The 23,492-nt window shown below is 70.7% G+C and carries 18 protein-coding genes; 7 read left to right on the forward strand and 11 right to left on the reverse strand.

The window, feature by feature from the left end; all coding sequences use genetic code 11:
• Nucleotides 1–408 precede the first annotated feature (408 nt).
• The 5 genes from uvrB to AB0I38_RS12495 form a co-directional block, all read right to left on the reverse strand.
• Nucleotides 409–2,517, reverse strand: a complete 2,109-nt coding sequence (gene uvrB / locus AB0I38_RS12475) for an excinuclease ABC subunit UvrB (RefSeq protein ID WP_358466141.1) — start codon at nt 2,515–2,517, stop codon at nt 409–411.
• Between the two features lie 35 nt (nt 2,518–2,552).
• Entirely contained in the window at nt 2,553–4,304 is a 1,752-nt protein-coding gene (locus AB0I38_RS12480; protein WP_358466143.1) for an OmpA family protein, read from the reverse strand.
• 41 nt (nt 4,305–4,345) lie between these two features.
• Entirely contained in the window at nt 4,346–4,579 is a 234-nt protein-coding gene (locus AB0I38_RS12485) for a helix-turn-helix transcriptional regulator (protein WP_358466145.1), read from the reverse strand.
• 14 nt (nt 4,580–4,593) lie between these two features.
• Complete coding sequence (locus AB0I38_RS12490; protein WP_358466147.1) at nt 4,594–4,968, reverse strand: hypothetical protein; 375 nt, start codon at nt 4,966–4,968, stop codon at nt 4,594–4,596.
• 119 nt (nt 4,969–5,087) lie between these two features.
• Nucleotides 5,088–6,083 (reverse strand): ABC transporter ATP-binding protein, encoded by a 996-nt coding sequence (locus AB0I38_RS12495; protein WP_358466149.1) that lies wholly within the window; start codon nt 6,081–6,083, stop codon nt 5,088–5,090.
• A gap of 139 nt (nt 6,084–6,222) precedes the next feature.
• Here AB0I38_RS12495 and AB0I38_RS12500 point away from each other — a divergent pair, with 139 nt between their 5' ends.
• The 6 genes from AB0I38_RS12500 to AB0I38_RS12525 all read left to right on the forward strand — a co-directional run bounded on the left by AB0I38_RS12500 (nt 6,223) and on the right by AB0I38_RS12525 (nt 12,433).
• Nucleotides 6,223–7,815, forward strand: a complete 1,593-nt coding sequence (locus AB0I38_RS12500; RefSeq protein ID WP_358466151.1) for an SPFH domain-containing protein — start codon at nt 6,223–6,225, stop codon at nt 7,813–7,815.
• Entirely contained in the window at nt 7,812–9,044 is a 1,233-nt protein-coding gene (locus tag AB0I38_RS12505) for an SPFH domain-containing protein (RefSeq protein WP_358466153.1), read from the forward strand. The genes AB0I38_RS12500 and AB0I38_RS12505 overlap by 4 nt, the downstream gene beginning before the upstream one ends.
• Nucleotides 9,045–9,053: 9 nt before the next feature.
• On the forward strand, nt 9,054–9,827 hold the full coding sequence (locus AB0I38_RS12510; RefSeq protein ID WP_358466155.1) for a sporulation protein: 774 nt from the start codon (nt 9,054–9,056) through the stop codon (nt 9,825–9,827).
• Between the two features lie 151 nt (nt 9,828–9,978).
• Nucleotides 9,979–11,007, forward strand: coding sequence for a hypothetical protein (locus AB0I38_RS12515; RefSeq protein WP_358466157.1), 1,029 nt, complete (start codon nt 9,979–9,981; stop codon nt 11,005–11,007).
• A complete protein-coding gene (locus AB0I38_RS12520) occupies nt 11,004–11,621 on the forward strand; it encodes a hypothetical protein (RefSeq protein ID WP_358466159.1) in 618 nt (205 codons plus the stop codon). Before AB0I38_RS12515 ends, AB0I38_RS12520 begins: the two co-directional genes overlap by 4 nt.
• 11 nt (nt 11,622–11,632) lie before the next feature.
• Nucleotides 11,633–12,433 carry an inositol monophosphatase family protein gene (locus AB0I38_RS12525; RefSeq protein ID WP_358466161.1) on the forward strand — a complete coding sequence of 267 codons (801 nt, stop codon included), beginning with the start codon at nt 11,633–11,635 and terminating at the stop codon, nt 12,431–12,433.
• A 6-nt stretch (nt 12,434–12,439) separates the two neighbouring features.
• Here the strand turns inward: AB0I38_RS12525 and AB0I38_RS12530 are convergent, their stop codons facing one another.
• The gene (locus AB0I38_RS12530) at nt 12,440–13,612 is read right to left on the reverse strand and encodes an SLC13 family permease (RefSeq protein ID WP_358466163.1); all 1,173 of its coding nucleotides are present in this window, start codon (nt 13,610–13,612) and stop codon (nt 12,440–12,442) included.
• A 57-nt stretch (nt 13,613–13,669) separates the two neighbouring features.
• On the opposite strand from AB0I38_RS12530, the gene AB0I38_RS12535 reads away from it, so the two are divergent.
• Nucleotides 13,670–19,261, forward strand: a complete 5,592-nt coding sequence (locus AB0I38_RS12535; protein WP_358466165.1) for a TIR domain-containing protein — start codon at nt 13,670–13,672, stop codon at nt 19,259–19,261.
• On the opposite strand, the gene AB0I38_RS12540 is transcribed toward AB0I38_RS12535, so the two are convergent.
• The 5 genes from AB0I38_RS12540 to rpsA form a co-directional block, all read right to left on the reverse strand.
• Nucleotides 19,262–20,095 carry a pentapeptide repeat-containing protein gene (locus AB0I38_RS12540; RefSeq protein WP_358466167.1) on the reverse strand — a complete coding sequence of 278 codons (834 nt, stop codon included), beginning with the start codon at nt 20,093–20,095 and terminating at the stop codon, nt 19,262–19,264.
• Nucleotides 20,096–20,117: 22 nt separating this feature from the next.
• Entirely contained in the window at nt 20,118–20,588 is a 471-nt protein-coding gene (locus tag AB0I38_RS12545; RefSeq protein ID WP_436838741.1) for an HD domain-containing protein, read from the reverse strand.
• Nucleotides 20,589–20,760: 172 nt separating this feature from the next.
• Nucleotides 20,761–21,363, reverse strand: a complete 603-nt coding sequence (gene coaE / locus AB0I38_RS12550; protein ID WP_358466171.1) for a dephospho-CoA kinase — start codon at nt 21,361–21,363, stop codon at nt 20,761–20,763.
• A gap of 9 nt (nt 21,364–21,372) precedes the next feature.
• Nucleotides 21,373–21,903, reverse strand: coding sequence for a GNAT family N-acetyltransferase (locus AB0I38_RS12555; RefSeq protein ID WP_436838739.1), 531 nt, complete (start codon nt 21,901–21,903; stop codon nt 21,373–21,375).
• A gap of 85 nt (nt 21,904–21,988) precedes the next feature.
• Entirely contained in the window at nt 21,989–23,482 is a 1,494-nt protein-coding gene (rpsA, locus tag AB0I38_RS12560; protein WP_358466173.1) for a 30S ribosomal protein S1, read from the reverse strand.
• Between the last annotated feature and the right edge of the window lie 10 nt (nt 23,483–23,492).

A 23,492-nucleotide genomic window follows, 5' to 3' on the forward strand; every position in this document is an offset into this window, starting at 1 on the left:
AACAAGGCCGAAGGCGAACATCACCAGACGCCAGGCAATCGCGGTCGGCCGGAACGCCCACCCGCCTCCGCGGCCACCCAGACCAGCCCAAACCTGCGCCCACCCACACCAGCCCAGCGTCCACCGGGTCGACCCGGAGCAGCCCAGGGTCAGCCAAGGCGTGCGGACAGTCAAATTGATCAAGGCTGCGGGCGTGCAGGTCAGCCCGGACGCTACGGCCACCGGGTCAACCGGACCAGTGCCCAGAGGGGGCCAAGGCAGTCGGGTCGGCCAAGGCTCCGGCCACCCAGATCGGCCCAGACTTACGGCACCCGGGGGATCTAAGGCGATCAGCCAAGGACACTGAACCATGGCAGGCGAAAATCGCCAGAGCCCCGGCCAAGCGGCAACCCTCGGACGGAGGGCGAACTACTTGACCCCGGCCTCGCGCATGTCGCGGAGCTCCCGCTTGAGCTCCTTGATCTCGTCACGGAGCCGAGCCGCCACCTCGAACTGCAGGTCGGCAGCCGCCTGATGCATCTGCTCGGTCAACGACTCGATCAAGGACTCCATCTGCGCCCTGGGCAGCTCGCCCGCGATCGCCTTGGCGTGCGCTCCAGCATGCTTGGCCGCGAACCCCGGCACAGGCGCCTTACCGCGGGACTGGGACCTGCCGCCGCCGAGCAGCCGGTCGGTGTCGGCGTCCTCGCGCTGCAACGAGTCGAGGATGTCGGCGATCTTCTTGCGCAACGGCTGCGGATCGATCCCGTTGGCCTCGTTGTAGGCGATCTGCTTGGCCCGCCGCCGATTGGTCTCGTCGATGGCCCGCTCCATCGACGGCGTGATCTTGTCGGCGTACATGTGCACCTGACCGGAGACGTTTCGGGCGGCTCGTCCGATGGTCTGGATCAGGGAGGTGTCCGACCGGAGGAACCCCTCCTTGTCGGCGTCGAGGATGGCGACCAGCGAGACCTCGGGCAGGTCGAGCCCCTCGCGCAGCAGGTTGATGCCGACGAGCACGTCGAACTCGCCGCTGCGCAGCTCGCGTAGCAACTCGATGCGGCGCAGCGTGTCGACCTCGCTGTGCAGGTAGCGGACCCGGATGCCGAGCTCCAGGAGGTAGTCGGTGAGGTCTTCGGACATCTTCTTGGTCAGGGTGGTGACCAGCACCCGCTCGTCGCGCTCGGCCCGCTCGCGGATCTCGTGGACGAGGTCGTCGATCTGGCCCTTGGTCGGCTTGACGACCACCTCGGGGTCGACCAGCCCGGTGGGCCGGATGACCTGCTCGACGACGTCGCCCTTGGCGCGGCCCAGCTCGTAGGGGCCGGGGGTGGCCGACAGGTAGACGGTCTGGCCGATGCGTTCGAGGAACTCCTCCCACTTCAGCGGCCGGTTGTCGAGCGCGGAGGGCAGCCGGAACCCGTGGTCGACGAGGGTGCGCTTGCGGGAGGCGTCGCCTTCGTACATGGCGCCGATCTGCGGGACGGTCTGGTGGGACTCGTCGAGCACCAGCAGGAAGTCTTCGGGGAAGTAGTCGAGCAGGGTGTTGGGCGCGCTGCCGGCGGCCCGGCCGTCCATGTGACGCGAGTAGTTTTCGATGCCGGAGCAGGTGCCGATCTGGCGCATCATCTCGATGTCGTAGGTGGTGCGCATACGCAGCCGCTGCGCCTCCAGCAGCTTGCCCTGCCGCTCGAACTCGGCGAGCCGCTCGGTCAGCTCGGCCTCGATGCCGTCCACGGCCGTGGCCATCCGCTGCTCGCCCGCCACGTAGTGGGAGGCGGGGAAGATGTAGAGCTCTTCGTCCTCGGTGATCACCTCGCCGGTCAGCGGGTGCATGGTGGAGAGCTTCTCGATCTCGTCGCCGAACATCTCGATGCGTACGGCCAGCTCTTCGTACTTGGGGATGATCTCGATCGTGTCGCCGCGGACCCGGAAGGTGCCCCGGGTGAAGGCGAGGTCGTTGCGGGTGTACTGCATGTCGACGAGGCGGCGCAGCAACTGGTCGCGGTCGACGTCCATGCCGACGCGGAGGCGGGCCATGCGGTCGACATATTCCTGGGGCGTGCCGAGGCCGTAGATGCAGGACACGGAGGCGACCACGATGGTGTCACGCCGGGTCAGCAACGAGTTGGTGGCGGAGTGGCGCAGCCGCTCGACCTCGTCGTTGATCGAGGAGTCCTTCTCGATGTAGGTGTCGCTCTGCGGGACGTAGGCCTCGGGCTGGTAGTAGTCGTAGTAGCTGACGAAGTATTCGACCGCGTTGTTGGGCAGCATCTCGCGCAGCTCGTTGGCGAACTGGGCGGCGAGCGTCTTGTTGGGCTGCATGACGAGCGCGGGGCGCTGCAGCCGCTCGATGAGCCAGGCGACGGTGGCCGTCTTGCCCGTGCCGGTGGCGCCCAGCAGGACATTGTCCTTGGCTCCGGCCTTGACACGGCGCTCCAGCTCTGCGATGGCCGTCGGCTGGTCTCCGGACGGGCTCATCTCGGTGACCACCTCGAAGGGCGCCACCTTCCGCTGCAAATCTGTGACCGGTCGCATGCTGCCCACTGTAGGCGGCACCACCGACAGAAACGTCACCCGCTGACGGGCACGGCCTTCATCGGGGTGAACCCGAACAGGTTGACGTCGACGCTGGTCACCTCGGCGGGCGGCGCGGTCATGAGCACGAACATCCGGATGTGCTCCCCGGGCCCGACCTTGGTCAGGATGGGCGTCGAGCAGACGCAGCGTTCCGGGTGGCGGTCCCCGGCGGTCGCCAGCGGGAAATAGCGCGTCCCGGCGGCGTCGGTCAGCGCGACCCAGAAGAAGTCGATCTTGACCTCGGTGACGGACCCGAACTCCTTGAGATCCCGATCCCAGGCGCCATCCTCCAGTCGGACCGGACCGCCTTCTCCCGTATGGCGGAAGTCGACGGTGGCGATGAGCGTCTTGTCGCTGAGCCGGCGCAGTTCCAGGAGATCGGCGGACAGCCCGGTCAGCTTGCGCTGCCCGGTGGTGGTGGCGACGGCCGGGCCCGGCGTCGCGGAGGCGCCGGTGGAGGGGCCGGTGGAGGGGCCGGTGGAGGGGCCGGTGGAGGGGCCGGTGGAGGGGCCGGTGGAGGGGCCGGTGGAGGGGCCGGTGGAGGGGCCGGTGGAGGGGCCGGTGGAGCCAGTTGAGCCAGTGGAGGGGCCCGGAGTGGCCTCCGGGCCGGTCTGGGTCGCGACAGCACGCTCCCGCTCGAACGTCACCTGGACCCGCCGGTTGCGGGCACGGGCCTGGTCGGAGTCATCCTTGTCGACCGGCTCGTCCTCGCCCCTGCCCTCGGTACGGAACCTCGCGTCCGGAACGAGGGCGGCGAGCGCGCCCTCCACCGCCTTCGCGCGGCGCAGGGACAGGGCGAGGTTGTAGCGGTCGGCGCCGACGTCGTCGGTGTGGCCGACGATCCGTACGGCGCCCTTGGCCTCGGCGTCGATCCGGTCGGCGGTGCGGCGCAGCGTCTCGCGGGCCTGCGAGGTGAGCGTCGCCTTGTCGAAGGCGAACAGGACGTCGGTGTTGAGCGCGATCTCGACCTGCTTGTCGGACTCGGCGACCGAGGACGTGGTGCCGGACAGCTGGGTGGCGAGCGGAACGGTGGTGGGAAAGGCCGCGGCGATGGCCGTGGCGTCGGGCTCGTCGTCCAGCCGGGCGCCGGCGCCCGCGGGGCTGATCGGCAGGGGCGCGGTCAGGCCCGCGTGGTGGAACCCGACCGCCACGGCGGCCGTCTCCGGCGGGACCTGGTAGACCGCCCACAGCTGGGCGGGCGCGCCGGGCGTGACCTTCGCGAAGTATTCCGGATAGCTGCACAGGCAGGGGGCCCGGCTGTCGGTGTTCTCCTTCCGCATCGGGTAGTACGCGGTCAGGCGCGGATGGTCCAGCAGGTAGAAACCGGAGAAGGCGCGGGTGAAGTCGTAGAGCGTGGTCCCGGGCAGACCGGAGGCGCGGAAGCCCTCCAGCCTGACCATGCCGGTGTCGGCGCTGATCCTGAAGCGGGCGGTGACCGAGGTGGCGGTGGTGCGCTCCAGGCCGATCACCTCGACCTTCGCGCCACCGTGGTCGTCGTCGTGGCCGTCGCCGTACAGGGTGGCCAGCGCGGGCCCTCCGGCGGTCTCGGGGGTTCCGGCGGGCGCGGAGCCCGCAGGGGTGGCGGAGACGGACGGCGCCAGGGAGGCCGCGGGCGGCGCGGTGGCGGATGCCGTTGGCTGCGCGGTGGCGGATGCCGTGGGCTGCGGCTCGCGACTCGCGCTCGGAAGGGGCACGAGCCCGCATCCGCCGAGGAGTAACACCGCGAAGACGATCCTGGCCGCCAAACCGCACCTCAAGGTCATAGATCGTTATTTATACCGATATGTCAGGCAGTTCGCTCGCCGATCTTCGGGAACGGGGTCGTGGAGAAGATCACCTCGACCGGCACGTCGAAATGGTCGGCGATGCGCAGCGCGAGGTAGAGGCTCGGGCTGTATTCGCCGCGTTCGAGGTAGCCGATCGTCTGGTAGTGCACTCCCAGCGCGTCGGCGAGTTGCCTGCGGGTCACGCTGCGTTCGGCGCGCAGCAGCGCGATGCGGTTGTAGACGGTCTCACTCATCGCCGTACATCTTCTCAGCCGATGCGCTGCAGCGCCCTGTCGCGGCGTGCCTGCACGGCCGAGCCCGATTCGCGCCTGGCCATCCGGCACAGCACCGGCGGTGCGATCAGCAGCCCGGCGACCGACCACGCGATCAGGACGGCCATCGTCATCCCCGGCCGCCACGAGCCGCCGATCTCCACGGCCGCGGCCGAGTCGGGCAGCAGCGCGGAGCGCATGCCGAGCCCCAGCCAGTACATCGGGAACACGTGCGCCACGGCCAGCGAGCCGACCGCCCCGAGCAGTCCGTTGGCGCCGATCATCAGGCCCAGCATGCCGGGCATGGTGACCAGCGCCAACGGCATGGTCGAGCCGGGCACCGTCGCGTCGCGCTGAAAGTAGAGCACCACGTTGACTTCCTCCCCACGCCTGAAGGCAGGGGACTCCAACCCTCGCAGGCTGAACCTTCCTGCTTCACAGGCGACTGCCGTCCCGGTCAAGGCGAGGGACAGAGAACTGTCCAACGGTCTTACGTGGCCTCCACAGGCATCACATCCCGCCGGCCCGGCGGTAGACCCGGCAGCTTGGTTCGCACCACCGGGCAGGCACACCATACCCGGCACACACGAGAGTGCGCCGCTGTTTCCCCAACGACGGCCCGCCTTGACGGCAAATCGCCGATCTCCTCGCCGTACTGCGCGAACAGGTCGCGGACGAAGCCGGTGGCGTCCTCGGTGGCGTGCACGTAGTGCTCGCCCGCGCGGCTCCAGCACACCTGCGCGTCGCGGGACATCTCGCGCGCCAGACGGTCGGGGCTGTCGTCGGCGACGATCCTGCCGCCGGCCAGGATGAGGATGCGGTCGGCGAGCTTCTCCGCCTCGTCGAGGTCGTGCGTGGTGAGCAGGATCGTGGTCTCGTCGAGGTCGGAGAGCCGGTGGACGAGGTCGTGGAAGTCGCGGCGGGCCTGCGGGTCGAAGCCCGCGGTGGGTTCGTCGAGGAAGAGCACCTCGGGACGGCCGACGATGCCGATGGCGACGTCGAGGCGGCGGCGCTGCCCGCCGGAGAGCCGGGCCACCCGCTGGTCGACCTGCTCGCCGAGGCCGACCGCCTCGATCAGCTCCTCGACGCCGAACGGGCGGCTCCTGCCCGGGGTGGAGTACGGGGCGTAGTAGGCGCCGAGGTGTTCCAGCAACTCGCGCACCCGCCAGCGGCCGTGATCGCGCCACGACTGCAGGACCACGCCGATCCGGGCCCGCCACCGCTCGTCGGCCGAGACGGGATCGACGCCGAGCACCCGCACTCGGCCCGCCGAGGGCACGCGGAAACCCTCCAGGATCTCGATGGTGGTGGTCTTGCCCGCGCCGTTGGGGCCGAGCAACACGACCACCTCACCCGCCGCCACCGCGAAGCCGACGCCCCGCAGCACCTCCTTCGGCCCGTAGGCCATGCGCAGGTCGCCGACCTGGATCGCGGGGGCGGTGCCCGCGGCCTCGACGTGGCCGTCAAGCTCGCTCAGTGCGCTCATCCATCCTCCAGATAGTAGGACTACTACATTCATAGCATGTCTACTATTGAACGCAATACACCTGTGACCCGCACTGCAAGCGAACCGTAAGCCGTACCCGATACGGTCGAAATCGCCTGTAGCGGAAAAGGAAGGTGTTATGTCACGCCCCAGAGAGGCATTCATCCAAGCAGGCCAGGGCCTGGCCCAAGCCGTCATGCAGGGTGGTGACGTACGGCAGGCGATGGGACAGGCCGTCGGCCAGACGATGAACCATCCCGGACAGGCTCCGGGCTTCGCGCTGAACCCGTACGACTTCGCGGCGGCCCGCGACGGCGGCGTCTCGATCGGCACGCTGATCGAGGCCAGGACCTCGTCGCTGGGCGAGGCCGGCGAGATCGTCAACCGCAGCTTCGCCGAGAACGGCATGCACGTCATCTCGCCCGTGGTGATCCCCAAGGGCAGCACCGCCAAGGTGATCGTGCAACTCGGGCTCCTGGTGGTGCTCGGCCTCATCGGCGCGCTCGGCAACGTGATCCCCAACACCGACCTGTTCTTCGGCCCGCACTACTGGATCGTCTTGGTGCTGGCGGCCGCGTTCCTGTGGTGGCGGCGCAGCGTGGTCATGGTGCCCGAGGGCTGCAAGGCGCTGATCACGAAGTTCGGCAAGCTCGTGCACATCGCCGAACCGGGCAGGGTGACGCTGTTCAACCCGTGGAAGCGGGTCAGCTACATCGTCAACACCACCCGCGAGTACCCCTTCAACGCCCCCATCCGCGAGGCGCCGACGCAGCAGGGCGTCAAGGCGAGTGTCGACCTGTTCCTGCAGTTCAGGATCGAGAACCCGGCCGAGTTCATCTTCGTGCTCGGCTCGGTCAGCGGCTTCCAGTCCAAGCTGCAGAACGCCATCAGCGAGGTCACCCGCTCCCTCATCTACGCCCAGCGGGCCGAGGACATCTACGACCTGGTGGGCGAGAGCACGCACGGCATGCTGGAGAGCCTCAACCAGCAGTTCCTGCCCGCCGTACGGCTCACCGACGTGAACATCACGCACGCCGAGCCGTCCAGCCAGGAGTACCGGATGGACCTGGCGGCGCCCGAGATGGTGCGGGTGGCCAAGGAGGCCTACACCTACGAGTACGAGCTGCAGCTGCGCAAAGAGCAGAACGAGGGCGACCTGGTCAAGGAGCTGGCCGGGCTGCAGGAGACGCTGAGCGCCATCCAGGCGGAGATCGCCGGCTACCAGGCCCGCATGGACACCGCCCTCGAACGGGCCGAGCACCAGGCCAAGGCGCAGGCCGGGCAGCGCCTGGTCGAGGCCGAGTCCACGGCCAAGGCCAACTCGGCGCTGCTGGAGGCCCAGGCACTGGACATCCGGGCGCTCAGCGCGGCCGAGGCTCCGGAGATCCTCGAGTACCGCTTCCAGCAGGACCTGCTGGACAAGCTGGAGTCGGTGTCGAACCGGCTGCCGCAGGTCGTGCAGGTGGGCGAGCAGACCGACATCGACTTCCTGGCGCTGGCCCAGCAACTGGTCGGCGGGAAGGGGGCGGCGCTCTTCTCCCCCGAGGACATGGCCGCCATCCGCTCCCGGCTGTCCGAGATCGGCAAGCGGGTGGAGGACCGCGGGGCGGAGATCAGCGCGCTGCTCAGGAAGGTCGCCGCGGAGGTCACCGAGGTCCCCGAGATCGAAGCGGTGACGACGGCTGCGGCGGGGCCGCGCAGCGTACAGAATGTGGAGCGTGAGGTTCGATGAGCGGCCGTGAGTTCTCGAAGATCAAGGAGTCGGTGGCCTCCTGGTCCGACATCCGCCAGCTGCTGCGCGGCGGCGAGCAGGGGCAGCTCGTGCCCGTCGTCATCCCCAAGGACAGGCGCGGTTTCGCCTGGATGGCGCTGGTGTTCGTGGGCGTCTACTTCGCCGGGATGGCCGTGCTGACCGACCTCACCCTGCTGGCCGCGCCGGCGGCGCTGTTCTTCCTGGTCGTGGCGATGATCTGGATGTGGCGCCGGGCGATCATCGAGATCGAGGAGGGCACCACCGGCGTGCGGAGCCGCTGGGGCGCGATCACCGGCACGCTGCCGCCCGGCCGCCACTACCTGTGGGTGCCGTGGGACCGGGTCGACGCCGTGGTCGACACCTCGACCGAGATCCCCTACTCGGCGCCCATCGTGGCCTGCCCGACGGCCGAGAACGTGCCGCTGAAGTCGATCGAGTTCTTCCTCAAGTTCCGCATCGTCGACCCGGTGGCGTTCGTCCGCACGATCGGCGCGGGCAACTTCGACCTGGTCCTGTCGAGCGCCGTCCAGGACGCGATCAGGCAGCGCAGCCGCCGGGTCAACACCGAGCGGGCCTACGACCTGCGCGGCTCCGACGTGGGCGACATGCAGGAGGCGCTCAACCGCCAGCTCGGCCGCTACGGCGTGCGCGTCACCGGCGCCAACATCCCCGACGTGCAGTTGCCCGACCAGTACCAACAGCACCTGGCCACCCGCGAGAAGGTCGCCAAGGAGCTGTCGGCGTACGAGCGCGAGTGGGAGCTGACCCGCAAGCGCCGCATCGACACCCTGCTCATGGAGATCGAGCGCTCCAAGAAGACCCGCGACGCCCGCGTCGTCGAGGTCAAGGCCGCGCACAACACCGCCCGCAAGGACGTGGCGCGGATGCTCGAGGAGCAGGAGACCGAGGCCCAGCGGGTGCGCTGGGAGATCGAGGCTCGCGGCCGCGCCGAGCTGACCGCGGCCGAGAACGAGGCCAAGGCGCTGCGCCGGCTGGCCGAGTCCTACCGTGACAACCGGGCCGTGCTGCACTACGAGCTGGCCCGGCGGCGTCTCGACGTGGGCGCCAAACTGGCGGAGAACGCCCCGCAACCCCTGGTGGTGCGCACCCAGCAGGGCGCGGGCGACTCCGCGCTGTCCACCCTCCTCCTGGCCCAGCTGCTCCCCCGCATTTCGGGCCACCCCAACGGCGAGGCGCCGACCTCATAGGAGAACCCCATGGTGTTCCGCAAGTTGATGGCCGCGTTCGGCGCGGGCGTCGAAGTAGACACTGTGCTGACCGGCACCGGCGTCCGGCCCGGTGAGCGGTTGCGCGGCATGGTCAACTTCCGCGGCGGCGGCTCTGACTACAAGGTCGAGGGCATCTTTCTCGACCTGACCGCCGTCGTCGAGGTCGAACAGGGCGACCACGAGTACAAAACGTCCTACAGTTTCCTGCGCCAGCAGGTGGCGGGGTCGTTCCAGCTGACGGCGGGCGCGCAGCACAGCCAGCCGTTCGAGATCCCGATCCCCTGGGAGACACCGATCAGCGCCATCGGCGGTCAGCCGCTGCGCGGCATGCGGCTGGGCGTGCAGACCGAGCTGGCGCTGGCCGGTGCGCTGGACAAGGGCGATCTCGACCCGCTGTTCGTCAGCCCGCTGCCCGCGCAGGAGCACGTCCTCGGCGCGCTCGACCGGCTCGGCTTCCAGTTCAAGAAGGCCGACCTGGAGCGGGGCACGCTGTACGGCTCGACGATGCCGTTCTTCCAGGAGATCGAGTACTACGCGGGCGGCCAGTGGCGGCGCCACTTCAACGAGCTGGAGCTGACGTTCATCGCCGGGCCGCAGCAGATGGACGTCATCCTGGAGGCCGACAAGCGGGGTGGTTTCCTCACCTCAAGCCACGACGCCCTCAACCGCTTCACGGTCCGCTACGACGCCAACCCCGGCTCGGCCGACGAGGCGCTGCGGCGCGCCCTGGAGCAGATGGCACGCCGCCGCGGCTGGTTCTGACCGGCCGGCCGCCGTCCGTCACGGCCGCCGATCCTGTCCCGGGGGTCGGCGGTCCGTATCCCTGCGTACGCTGGTGATCGCGGGGCGCGCTCGTTACCATGACGTGGGGACTGACTGATCGTCGGGATGCGGGGCGAGGATGGCACGGTTCATGGCGACGGTGCGCGGGGTCGCGCCATGGGCCGCCCAGAACGCCGACGGCGCGATCGCGCTCGGGCTGGCCATCGTGGTGGGTGTGCTCGGCATCATGCCCGAGGACATCTTCGGCGACGACGGCGTCGACGTGCAGCGCCAGCTCGTCAGCGCGGCCACTCTGGTGATCCTGGCGCTGGTGGCCACCGCGCTGCTGCGCGACCGCGCCCGTCAGGCGCCCGTCGAGGCGACGATCACCTCGGGCGCGCTCGCCGACCTGCCGCGGCGCCTCCAGCGCCTCGACGAGATCGACACCCTGGTGGCCGGCACCCGTAAGGCGCTCGACTCGCTCCAGCTGGTCCGCGTGCTGGGCAGCCGTCAGGAGATCGCGCAGGCGCACGCCGAGGCCCGCAAGGACACCACGCGGTGGAGTTTCAAGGGCGGCACCGGCACCTACCTGCGGGCCGTCACCCTGCCCGAGTGCGCCGCCGCCGCGCGCCGGGTCAAGCGCCATCTGACCGTACGGATCGAGGTGATCGACCCGTCCAACGCCGAGGTGTGCGAGACGTACGCCCACTACCGGCGCTCGCTGTCCGACGTCCCCGACGGCACCGGCGAGACGTGGACCACCGACAGGGTGCGCAAGGAGTCGTACGCCACGATCCTGGCGGCGTTCTGGCACCGTCAGCGCTACGGCCTGCTCGACATCGGGGTGGGGCTGTCGGCGACGATGACCACGTTCCGCTGGGACCTGTCGGCCTCCCGGCTGATCATGACGGTCGAGGACCCCAACCGGGCGATGACGGCGCTGGCCGGCACGTTCTTCTACGAAAACTGCGACACGGAGTTGCGGCTCAGCTTCGAGCAGGCGCGCCGGGTGCCTCTGGAGATGTACAAGCGGGCGCCGCTGAGCGACGAGCCGACGGTCGAAGAGGTGCAGGAGCTGTTCGAGAGGATCGGGGTGCCGCTGCCCAGGGCCTACAACGAGCATGACGTCGTCGAGATCGCGCGTAAGGCGTTACGCGCCGTCAATCCGTACAAATCATGAGCTATCACGGCGTCTACCAGCAGGTGACCGCGGGGCGGGGCCGGTCGTGGGCGCTGCGGGCGATCTCCGGAGGCGACGTCACGGCCGTGCGCCACCCGCTCGGGTTCGTCTGCCTGCCGCTCGAACGCGACGGCGGCGACGGGGTCTGCCTGCACCTGTGGTCCGACACGCTCGCCCACGCGCGCAGCACGACCTCGCAGATCCACTGCCACAGCTGGGACCTGTTCAGTCACGTGCTCTACGGCCAGGTGCGCAATGTGCACGCCGTGGTCACCGACGCCGCGCACGACGCGACGCACCGCGTGTTCGAGGTGGTCAGCGGAGCTGACGGCGACCGCATCTCCCCCACTGCGCGCACCGTGCGGCACGCCATCGACCTGGTCGAGGTGTTCGGCGCGGGCGACAGCTATACGCTGCCCGCGGACCGGTTCCACAGCAGCGTGGTGCCGGAGGGCGGTGAGGCGGCCACCATCGCGCTCGGCAGGGGCCGGCCGGGCAGCCGCGACCTGTCGCTCGGCCCGCTCGGCGCGCGGGGGCACCACGTGTCCAGGGAGCCGCTCGACGCAGAGGAGACGGCGCTCGCCGTCCGCCTGATTGCCGCCCACCTGACCTGAAGGGTGCCACGATGGATCTGGATCACGCTCGCGCGGTCGCCGTGGACGCCGCGCAGGCCGCGGGCGCCCTGCTCCTGGCCGGCACCGGCGGCGCCATCGGGGTGCGGCCCAAGGGTGGCTCCGGCGACGTGGTGACCGACCTCGACCTGGCTTCGGAGAAGCTGCTGCTGGAGCGCATCCTGACGGCCTTTCCCTCGCACGCGGTGATCGCCGAGGAGTCCGGCCTGCTGGGCGCGTCGGGCGGAGAGTGGACCTGGCTGATCGATCCGCTCGACGGCACCAACAACGTGGCGATCGGCCTGCCCGCCTACGTCGTGGGCCTGGCCCTGTGCCGGGCCGGCCGGCCCATGCTGGGCGTGGTGCACGACCCGGTCACCGCCCAGACCTGGTCCGCGATCCGGGGCGGCGGCGCCGTCACCGCCTCGGGCGTACGGCTGGCCGCCCCCTACCGTCCGTCACCGCACGGGCCGCTGCTGGCGTGGACCCAGGGCTACACCGTGTCCAGGGACGACGCGACCGTACGAGCGCTGAAGTCGGCTCTGGAGCTGGGCGCGCGGCGCGTCCTGCAGTTGTGGGCGCCGCTGCTGTCGTGGGCGATGCTGGCCAGGGGCGACATCGACGGCATGGTGGGCTACCGGGCCGAGGCGGTCGACCTGCCCGCCGGGGCGCTCATCGCGCGGGAGGCCGGCATCGAGATCCGCGCCCTGGACGGCGGGCCGTTCGAGGAGGGCATCGACGGCACGGCCGACGACCGTAGCTTCGTCGCGGCCCACCCGCACGCCCTGCCCGCGCTGCTCGCCCTGATCCGCTGATCGGGCTCAACTCGTCGCGACGAGGGCCCAGGTGGTGGCCAGCACGCCGACGACGGCCAGGCCGGTGCCGGTCAGCAGGAAGCGGCGCATCGGCACCCTGACCTCGTGGCGCCGGCACGACTCGAACCACAGCAGCGTGGCCAGCGAGGCCCAGGGCGTGACGACCGGCCCGACGTTGGTGCCGGTGAGCAGGGCGAGCAGCTGACCCTGCTCACCAGAAGGGATGATCTCCTCGACGGCCTTGTAGGCGGGCAGGTTGTTGATCAGGTTGGACAGCCCGGCCCCGACGGCGGCCGTGCGGTAGGGGTCGTGCTCGGCGCCGAGCATCCAGCCCATCAGGTCGTCCAGGCCGTACCTGCTGAGGGTCGGCACGACCAGGAACAGGCCCGTCACGAAGATGAGCAGCTGCCAGGGGACCAGGCGCCAGGAGAGCCGGCCGCGGGCGCGCAGGGCGAACGCCACCACGACGATCAGCGCGGCCGCCGGCGCCGCGACGGCGACGTGCACGTTGAGCAGCAGCAGGCCGATGAACAGCGCGCACGCGGCCGACGCGGCCGCGAACAGCACCCGGTCGCCGACCGGCTCCAGCAGGGGCGGGACGTAGCGCACGTCACGCCGCTCGCCACGCCGCCAGTAGAACACCCACAGGAAGACCATGGTCACCGCGATCGAGACGAGCTGCGGCGCCCACATGCGCGCGGCGAACCCCTGGACGTCCAGGCCGATCTTCTGCATGCCCAGGAGGTTGGTCAGGTTGGAGACCGGCAGCAGCAGGCTCGCGGTGTTGGCCAGCCAGATCGTGGTCATGGCCAGCGGCAGGGCGGCGATGCGGGCCTTGGGCGCGAGAGCCAGCATGACCGGGGTGAGCAACACCGCAGTCGTATCGAGGTTCAGAAATATCGTGACAAACGATGCGAAGGCCGTACACAGAAGGAAGAGGGCTAGGTAGTTGCCGCGGCCGAGCACCGCCATCCTGGCCGCGAGGGCGTCGAAGACCTGAGCCTCCTTGGTCAGCTCCGCCAGCACGATGACGCCCACCAGGAACACCAGCAGCGGCACGATCTCGTCGAGGCTCTCGATCGCGTCCCGCAGGGGAAGCAGCCCGGTCGCCACGAAGATCAGACCGAGCGTGAGCAGCCCGATCCTGATCCAGTCGAGCACGCCAAGACGCCGCCACACTCGACGATGATCGCACATCGACTCCAAAACTCCGATCCCGCGAGGGATACTGAGCAGATGGCACGTGAGGGCAGGCCGACCGAGATCTTCGTCAGCTACTCCCCCGCCGACACGGCATGGGCGACGTGGATCGCATGGGAGCTCGAGGCGGCGGGCTACAAGACGATGATCCAGGCGTGGGACTTCGTGCCCGGCACCAACTTCATCGACTTCATGGATCGCGGCGTCAGCGAGGCACAACTCGTCGTGGCGGTGCTGTCGCGCCACTACCTGACCTCTCGCTACGGCCGCCTGGAGTGGCAGGCCGCGCTGCGCGCCGACCCCGACAACCCGTCGAACAAACTGGTGACGATCAGGCTGGAGGACGTCCGGCTCGAAGGGCTGCTGTCCACGATCACCTGGGTCGACCTGCTCGGCGTCACCGACTCCGGGCAGGCCAGGGCGCTGCTGCTGGGCCGCGTCGGGGAGGCGCTGGCGGGCCGGGCCAAGCCGGAGGCGGCGCCCGCCTTCCCCACCGGCATCGGCCCCGGGGTGCCGCTGCCCGCGCCGACCCTGCCGCCCCCCGCCGAGCGCTCCCGCTCGCGCCGCGCCCCGGTCACCGCGCCCCGCTTCCCGCCGTCGGCCGCGGCAGATCGGCGGCGCGAGTCGCTCAGCGTCCTGCACATCGGCGGGCCCCGGTTCGGCCGCGCGCTGCCCGACCCCGGCGAGCCGTTCACCCCCGAGGACATGCAGGCGCGCATCTGGGCCGATCTGACGGCCATGTACGACAAGGGCATGCCGCGGCCCGATCTCATCGTCGTCAGCGGCGACCTGACCGAGTCGGGCAGCCTCGGGCAGTTCGGCCAGGCCACCCGGTTCGTCACCGACCTGCGGCTGCTCATCGGGCTGGAGCCGCACCGACTGCTGATCGTGCCGGGGCCGCGCGACGTCACCAAGGCCGCGGCCAGCGCCTACTTCCTCACCTGCGAAGCCGACGACGTCAGCCCGCAGCCGCCCTACTGGCCCAAGTGGCGGCACTTCGCCGGGCTGTTCGGCGAGGTCTACCAGGGGCTGGACGACCGGGTGTTCGACGGCGGGCAGCCGTGGACTCTGTTCGAGGTGCCCGACCTGAAGGTCGTGGTGGCCGGACTCAACTCCACCATGGCCATGAGCCACCTGGAGCGCGACGCCTTCGCCCTGCTCGGAGAGGCGCAGGCCGCGTGGTTCGCCGAGCGGCTGCGGCCGTACGAGGAGAGCGCGTGGCTGCGGCTCGGCGCGCTCGGCCATCCGCCTGGGGCGCTGCGCGACGCCCCGGGTTACGAACGCCTCCTGTCGCACCGGCTCAACCTGGTGTTCCACGGCTCGGGGACCACGGCAGGCGCCCCCGGCGGAGACGGAGTCGTGATCCCCGCGCCGAAGGCCGGCCGCCACCAGGTGGTCGAGATCACCGCCGGCGGGCTGCGGACCTGGCTGCCCGACGGCGAGCCCGTACGCGCCGCCCACCGCTGGCGGGCCGCGCAGGCCACGTTCACCGGCGAGACGCCGTTCGTGCCGGCGCCCCGGCCGGAGCCCGCCGAACGTGAGCCGAGCCCCGTGGAGTTGCTGCTCGACCGGATCACCGAGGTGTGCGAGGCCCGGCATGAGCGGGCCAGGATCCGCCGGTTCGCGGGCCACCTCGTCGTCACCCACCCCGAGGACGGCTTCGTCCGCCAGACGATGATCGGCGCGCACGTGGGCGAGGTCGACGCCGGCACCGCCGAAGACTTCGTCCGTCAGGCGCACGCTGCCGACCTGGCGTCCGAGCTCGTCTACCAGGGCCCGCCCCCGGCCCGGCCGCTCCGCGACGACCTCATGCGCAGGGGCGTGCGGCTGCGGAGCTTCACTGAGTTCCAGGGCCTGCTCGACCTGTCCGGCTATGTGGCCGAGCAGACCGCGAGGCTCAGCGCCGACCGCCGCTACCCGCCCGGCCTGTACGTCCCGCAGCGCTACCGCGAGCTCGACCGGCCCGGCCACCAGATCAGGCAGGGGCTGACCGACGAGCTGATGCGGCTGCTGGCGTCCGACCACGGCAGGTTCCTGCTGCTGCTCGGCGACTTCGGCCATGGCAAGACGTTCGCGCTGCGCGAGCTGGCCAGGCGCATCCCGGCCGAGCTGCCGCACCTGACGCCGATCCTGATCGAGCTGCGCGCCCTGGACAAGGCGCACTCGGTCGACGCCCTGGTGGCCGCTCACCTGGCCAACCACGGCGAGGAGTACATCGACCTCAAGGCGTTCCGCTACCTGCTGCGGCAGGGCCGGATCGTGCTGCTGTTCGACGGCTTCGACGAGCTGGTCACCCGGCTGACCTACGACCGGGCGGCCGACCACCTGACGACGTTGCTGGCCGCGGCCGAGGACAAGGCGAAGATCGTGGTCGCCAGCCGCACCCAGCACTTCAAGTCGCACAGCCAGGTGCTCACCTCACTCGGCGAGATGGTCGGGGTGCTGCCGCAGCGCCGGGTGCTGGGCGTCGAGGACTTCACCCGCGACCAGATCCGCTCCTACCTGGCCAACCGGTTCGACGACGGCGACGAGGCCACGGCCCGCATGTCGCTGATGGAGGGCATCAAGGACCTGCTCGACCTGGCGCAGAACCCGCGCATGCTGAGCTTCATCGCCGACCTCGACGCCGACCGGCTGCGTACGGTGGCCGGCGCCCGCCACACGATCAGCCCGGCCCTGCTGTACGAAGAGATCCTCAGCTCCTGGCTGGCCTTCGAGGAGCGCCGGGCCAAGGTGCCCGGCTCGGCGACGGCGCTGACCACCGCGGAGCTGTGGCAGGCGGTGACGGCGCTCGCGCTGCGACTGTGGGACTCCGGCGAGTCGCTGCTCGGCGTCGACGAGCTGACCGAGATCGCCGAGACGCTGTCCGACCTGGCGGGGGGCCAGCTGACCACCGCGCACACCGTCTACGCGATGGGCTCGGGCAGCCTGCTGGTGCGCACCGACGAGGGCATGTTCGGGTTCATCCACTCATCGGTGATGGAGTGGCTGATCGCCCGGCACATCGCGGCGACGATCAGTGCTCCGCTGTCGCTGTCGAGGCGGCCGCTGTCGGCGCTGATCGTCGAGTTCCTGTGCGACCTGGCCGACATGCGGGCGCTGCGGGCATGGGTGGCCGATCCGCCGGGCGACGACGTGGCCCGTGCCAACGCCGTCAAGATCGCGGCCAGGCTGCGCACCCCGGCACGGGCCAACCTGCGCGGCGCCAACCTCAAGGGCGAGGACCTGTCGGCGCGTGACCTGCAGGAGGTCGACCTGACCGGCGCCGACCTGACCGACGCCACGCTGGCCGGCACCAACCTGTCCCGTGCCGTGCTGCGCGACGCCAAGCTGGTGGGCGCGCGGCTCGACGGGGCCCGGCTGACCGGCGCCGATCTGCGCGGCGCCGACCTGTCGGGAGCCCGGCTGGCCCGGACCGACCTGAGCGACGTGTCGGCCGAGGGCGCCCGCTGGCACCGGGCCACCCTGATCAACGTGTCGGGCACGCTGCCGGCGCTGCCGGGCGCGGCCATCGTGCCCGGCCAGCCGGTCGAGACGCAGCTGGCCCCGGCCGGGATCGGCGTGCCGTACGGATATCACTTCCAGACCAGCCGCCTGCCCGAGCCGATCGCCTACAGCCCCGACGGGTCGACGATCGCGATCGGCGGCGAGGACGGCAGCGTGCTGCTCTGCGTCGGCGGCGCCCCCGTGCGCACCCTCCAAGGTCATCACGGCCGCGTCTACGCCGTCTCGTTCGCCGGCGACCTGCTGGCCACCGGAGCGAGTGACGGGAGCGTGCTGCTCTGGCACTCCCTCACCGGCGAGCGGCTGCGGCGGCTGTCCGGCCATCCCGACGGCGTCTGGCCCGTACGGCTCAGCCCCGGCGCCGACCTGGTGGCGGCGGGCGGCGGCGACGGGGTGGTCCGCCTGTGGGAGACGGCCACCGGGCGGCAGGTCCACCAGCTCACCGGTCACCAGGAGCCCGTCTACACCGCCTCTTTCGGCCCCTCCGTGCTGGTGACGGGCGACTCGGCGGGCGTGGTGCGGATCTGGGACCTCACCTCAGGCGCCATGATCGGCACCCTCGACGGGCACCGCGGCTCGGTCTACCGCGCCGTGCACAGCCCCGACGGGGCGCTGCTGGCCACCGGCGACGAGGCCGGCGTCGTACGCGTGTGGGACACCGCGTCGTGGACGCTGCGCCACGAGCTGACGGGCCACACCGGTGGCATCTACTGCGTGACCTTCTCCCCCGACGGGTCCGCGCTGGCGACCGGCGACACGGCCGGCACCGTGCGGCTCTGGGACCCTGCGGCCGGCCGGGCACTCGGCGTGCACACCGCCCACGAGGCGACGATCTACCAGGTGACGTTCAGCCCCGACGGCCGCACGCTCGCCAGCGGCGACCGCAACGGCATCGTCCGGCTGCAGGAGGTGGGCGGCACGTCGCGGGTCGAGCTGACCGGCCACCGCAGCTCGGTGTGGCCGTTCGCGTTCCACCCCGACGGGGACCAGCTGGCCACCAGCAGCAACGACGGCACGGTCCGGCTGTGGGACCCGGTGACCGGGCAGTGCCAGCGGGTGCTGCGCGGCCATGGCCGGCGCATCTCCTCCGTGCGGTTCAGCGCCGACGGTTCGATGCTGGCGACCAGCGGCAACGACGGCGTCGTCCGGGTGTGGGAGCCGCACACCGGGCGACGGTTGCGTGAGTTCACCGGGACGGCCGACCGGCTCATCTCCGCCGAGTTCTCCCCTGCCGGGCCGGTGCTCGCCACCTCCAGCAATGACGGCGGCGTGCACTTCTGGAACGCCACCACCGGCGACTACGAGCGGGAGCTCAACGCCGAGACCGATCATGTGTGGGCCGAGGCGTTCAGCCCCGATGGCTCCCTGCTGGCCACGGCCAACGACGACGACAGCGTGCGCGTCTGGTATCGCGCGACGGGCCGCCTGGTGACCAACCTGGCCGACCACCGCGGCCGGGTCCGCTCGATCGCGTTCAGCCCCGACGGCCGCTACCTGGCGACGGGCTGCGACGACCGGCTGGTCCGCATCTGGCACGTCGAGTCGGGCGGCCGGGTGGCGACGCTCGACGGCCACACCGACCGGGTCTACTCGGTGGTGTTCTCACCGTCGGGCCGCCAGTTGGCGAGCGCGAGCAACGACGGACGGGCCATGGTGTGGGAGCTGCGTCCCGGCCAGCCGTGGCAGCCGCTGCTCCGGCACACGCTCACCCAGCACACCGGACGGTTGTGGAGCGTGGCGTTCAACGCCACGGGCGACCGCCTGGCCACGGGCGGCGACGACCTGACCGTGCGGGTGTGGGACTCGACGACCGGCGGGTTGCTGCACACGCTGGCGGGGCACGCCCGCCGGGTGTGGTCCGTGGCCTACAGCCCCACGTCCGACCTGCTGGCCAGCGCCGGAGACGACGGGGTGGTGATCCTCTGGGAGGGCACGACCCGCCGGGCGACGCTGCTGGGGCTGCCGGAGGGCTGGGCCGCGCTGTCGCCCGACGGGCGCTACAAGGTGCAGGGCGAGCTGGCAGGTCAGTTCTGGCACGTCATCGGGATGTCCAGGTTCGAGCTGGGCGAGCTGGATCCGCACCTGCCGGGGGTGCGCCAGGTGCCGCTGGAGTCGCCCTTCTGATCACTTGCGGCGACCGGCCCCACGCGCCGGGGCCGCCCAGTGCGCCGGACGCGTGAGAGGGGCCGGCACTCTCGTGGCCGTGTCGCCCCTGGCCGCGTTGAGCTGCGGCTGGGTGACGAAGATGGCTCCGGTCAGATCGGCTCCGCCGAGGTCGGCGCCCCGCAGGTCGGCCCCGATGAGGTCGGCCGTGCGCAGATCGGCCCGCCTCAGGTCGGCTCCGATGAGATAGGCGCCTCTCAGATTGGCCGCCCTGAGGTCGGCGCCGGCGAGCTTGGCGCCGATGAGGTCGGCTCCACGCCGGTCCTTGCGCCGCGGGATCTCTCCGCGCGCCAGCTCACTCGTACGCAGCAGCAGGGTGTTGACCTCCTGCCGGTGTGCCGCCACGTCCAGCTCCACAAGGGCGCCGGGGTCGCGGAGGGTGAGCCGCTCGGTCTCGTCGAGCGCGAGGCGGAGCTCGTCGTGGATCGGGTGTGCCTGCGGGAGCGCCAGGGCCTGCGCCAGATACCACAGCAGCTCGTGCAACTGCCGCATGACCGGGAACACCTCGAACATCCGCTGGGCCGTGTCCGGGGCCCGCCGCCAGTCGTGGCCGCCGAAGGTGACCTGCGAGACCTTCTGGCCCGCGCCGAAGCAGTCGTAGACGGTGCAGCCCGCGAACCCCTGCTGCCGCAGCGTGCCGTGAATGCCGCAGCCGAAGTCGTCGCGCAGGTTGCGGCACGGCTGCCCGGCGTCCTTGCCGATCGCGAAGTCGGCCGACGCCGCGAAGGGCAGCGCCACGCAGCACAGCGCGAAACAACTGCCGCAGTCGGCTCGCAACTCCCGGTCGTCGATCATGCTCACTCCACCACACTCCTGCTCACGTGCTGATGAACCCGGCCGATCCTATCCACGGCCACGTGCCCGCTCTCCTCATCCGAGATCGTCCCGCCTCCGGGCACCGACTCCGAGCCGTGACCGCAGCGCCCGTACGCCGGCAGCGAGCACCGGCGGCACGGTCGGCCGGCTTGATGGTCAGCAGCCGGTGATCGATCGACTCCACCCACTCCGCGGGCAGCCAGGCGGGATCGTCGAGCGCCCCGAGGGACCGGACCAGGGCGGTGATCGTCTCGCCGAACTCCCGGTCCGCGGCGGGACAGGCGGTGTCCTCCAGCACGTCGTGCAGCAGGCCCGCGCACACCGTCTCGTGGTCCGATCCCAGGTCGGCGAGGATCGCGGCGACCGCCACCGGGTGGGTGATGCAGGGATCACCGCTGGCTCGGGTCTGGCCCCGGTGCCAGTAGGCCCTGGTGATCGCCTCGCGAGCCCGCTCGGCGCCGTCGGGAGTGATCCGGTAGGTAGTAGCGGCGGCTCGGCCGTCCCTCCTGTACGTGGACGCCGGGGTCCTCCCACCGCCACCTCGGCTCGCTACCCTCGGCGGCGGGTGGGGCGGCTCAGCTCGGACCCGCTACCCCCGGCTCAGTCTCGGGGCCTGCCGCGCCTCGGCGGGCCGAGTAGGCGGGTCAGCCTCGGGCGGCGCGGCTCCGCAGGTCATCCCAGACCTCGTCGACCCTGGCGTCGAGGGCGTCCAGCGAGCCGTCGTTGTCGATGACGATGTCGGCGATCTTGAGGCGGTCTTCGCGGCCGGCCTGGGCGGCGATGCGGGCCTTGGCGTCATGCTCGGCCATGCCGCGGTGCTCGGCCAGCCGGGCCAGGCGCGTCTCGTCGGAGGCGTCGACGACCACGACCACGTCGTACATGGGGGCCAGGCCGTTCTCCGCCAGCAGCGGCACGTCGTAGACCACGATCGCGTCGTCGGCGGTCCGCGCCTGCAACTCGGCGACCCGCTCCCCCACCAGCGGGTGGACGATGGCGTTGAGCGAGGCGAGCTTGTCGGGGTCGGCGAAGACGATGGTGCCGAGCTTCTCCCGGTTGAGCGAGCCGTCGGGGCGCAGCACCTCGGTGCCGAAGGCCGCCACCACCCGCGCCAGCCCGGGCGTGCCGGGCTCCACCACCTCGCGGGCGATCCTGTCGGCGTCGATCACGACGGCGCCCCTGTCCGCGAGCCGCTTGGAGACCTCGCTCTTGCCCGACCCGATGCCGCCGGTGAGACCAATCATCAACACGCGGCCAGCCTAGCCGCGAGGGGTTTGGGGCGGCAGTCCGGGGATCTGCTCTCTGCGCAGGTGGACGAGCGTCAGGTGCTCGTCCATGCGTTCGCGATGGGTCTCACGGTAGCCGAGGCGCCGGTAGAGCCGCAGGTTGCCACCGGACAGGTGCCCCGTGAACAGGTCGAACGCGGTCGCCGCCGGCACCTGCTCGTGCAGCGCGCCGAGCAGCGCCGTGCCGAGCCCGTGGCCCTGCCGGTCGGGCGCGACGACCAGCCGGCCCACCAGGCAGGTCGTGCCGGTCTGCCGGCCACGCACGGCGCCGATGATCCGGCCGGCGTCGACCGCCTTGAGCACGATCCCGCCCTCGACGGCCTTGCGGACCTGCTCGACGGACTCCACCAGCGGCGGGATGAACGGGTCGCCGTAGAGCTGAGCCTCGCTCACGTAGGCCGCCCGCTGGACGGTGAGGATCTCGCCCGCGTCAGCGGCCAGCGCCCGTTCGATGTCCACCCGCAGCACCCTATGCCAGCCCGGACGACCACGGCCACCGGCCATCTGCCGGGCTGCCCAGTTGCCCGGACCGGAACGCGGAGAAGCCCCGCACGAACCCGTGCGGGGCTTCTCCGGACTGTCTGTTCCCTTAGCTCTGACCGCCGGCGAGCTTCTCGCGCAGAGCCGCGAGAGCCTCGTCGGAGGCGAGAGCGCCGCTGGCCGGAGCCGACGACGAGGAGGAGGAAGAGCTGCTCGACTGAGGCTGCGTCTCGCCGGAGTAGGTCGAGGGAGCGGCCTCGCCGGCCTCCGCCTCGGCCTTGCGGGCCTCCTCGATCTGCTTCTTGTGAGCCTCGAAGCGCGTCTGGGCCTCGGCGTACTGCCGCTCCCACTCCTCACGCTGCTTGTCGAAGCCCTCGAGCCACTCCCCGGTCTCCGAGTCGAAGCCCTCCGGGTAGATGTAGTTGCCCTGGTCGTCGTAGGTCGCCGCCATGCCGTAGAGCGTGGGGTCGAACTCGACCTCGGTGCCGACACCCTCGTTGGCCTGCTTCAGCGAGAGGCTGATGCGACGGCGGTCGAGGTCGATGTCGATGATCTTTACGAAGATCTCGTCGCCGACCTGGACGACCTGCTCCGGAATCTCCACGTGGCGCTCGGCCAGCTCGGAGATGTGGACCAGACCCTCGATGCCCTCCTCGACCCGGACGAACGCGCCGAACGGCACCAGCTTGGTGACGCGACCGGGCACGACCTGGCCGATCTGGTGGGTGCGGGCGAACTGCTGCCACGGGTCTTCCTGGGTGGCCTTGAGCGACAGGGAGACGCGCTCGCGCTCCATGTCGACGTCGAGGACCTCGACCGTGACCTCCTGGCCGACCTCGACGACCTCGGACGGGTGGTCGATGTGCTTCCAGGACAGCTCGGACACGTGGACCAGGCCGTCGACGCCGCCGAGGTCCACGAACGCGCCGAAGTTGACGATCGAGGAGACGACGCCCTTGCGGACCTGACCCTTCTGCAGGGTGTTGAGGAACGTCTGGCGAACCTCGGACTGCGTCTGCTCAAGCCAGGCGCGGCGCGACAGGACCACGTTGTTGCGGTTCTTGTCGAGCTCGATGATCTTCGCCTCGAGCTCGCGGCCGACGTAGGGCTGCAGGTCGCGGACGCGGCGCATCTCGACCAGGGACGCCGGGAGGAAGCCACGGAGGCCGATGTCGAGGATGAGACCACCCTTGACGACCTCGATGACGGTGCCGGTGACGATGCCGTCCTCGTCCTTGATCTTCTCGATCGTGCCCCAGGCGCGCTCGTACTGAGCACGCTTCTTGGACAGGATCAGCCGGCCCTCCTTGTCCTCCTTCTGGAGAACCAGGGCTTCGACGTGCTCGCCGACCTCCACGACGTCAGCCGGATCGACATCGTGCTTGATCGACAACTCACGCGAGGGAATGACTCCCTCGGTCTTGTAGCCGATATCGAGAAGAACCTCGTCTCGATCGACCTTGACGACGGTGCCCTCGACGATGTCGCCGTCGTTGAAGTACTTGATGGTCTCGTCGATCGCTGCGAGGAAGGCTTCCTCGGACCCGATGTCGTTGACCGCTACCTGCGGGGTGCTCGAGGTTGCCTCAGTGCTGGACGTCATGTGTGGAATT

The sequence above is a fragment of the Nonomuraea cavernae genome (assembly GCF_040655715.1).
GTDB classification, from domain to species: domain Bacteria; phylum Actinomycetota; class Actinomycetes; order Streptosporangiales; family Streptosporangiaceae; genus Nonomuraea; species Nonomuraea cavernae_A.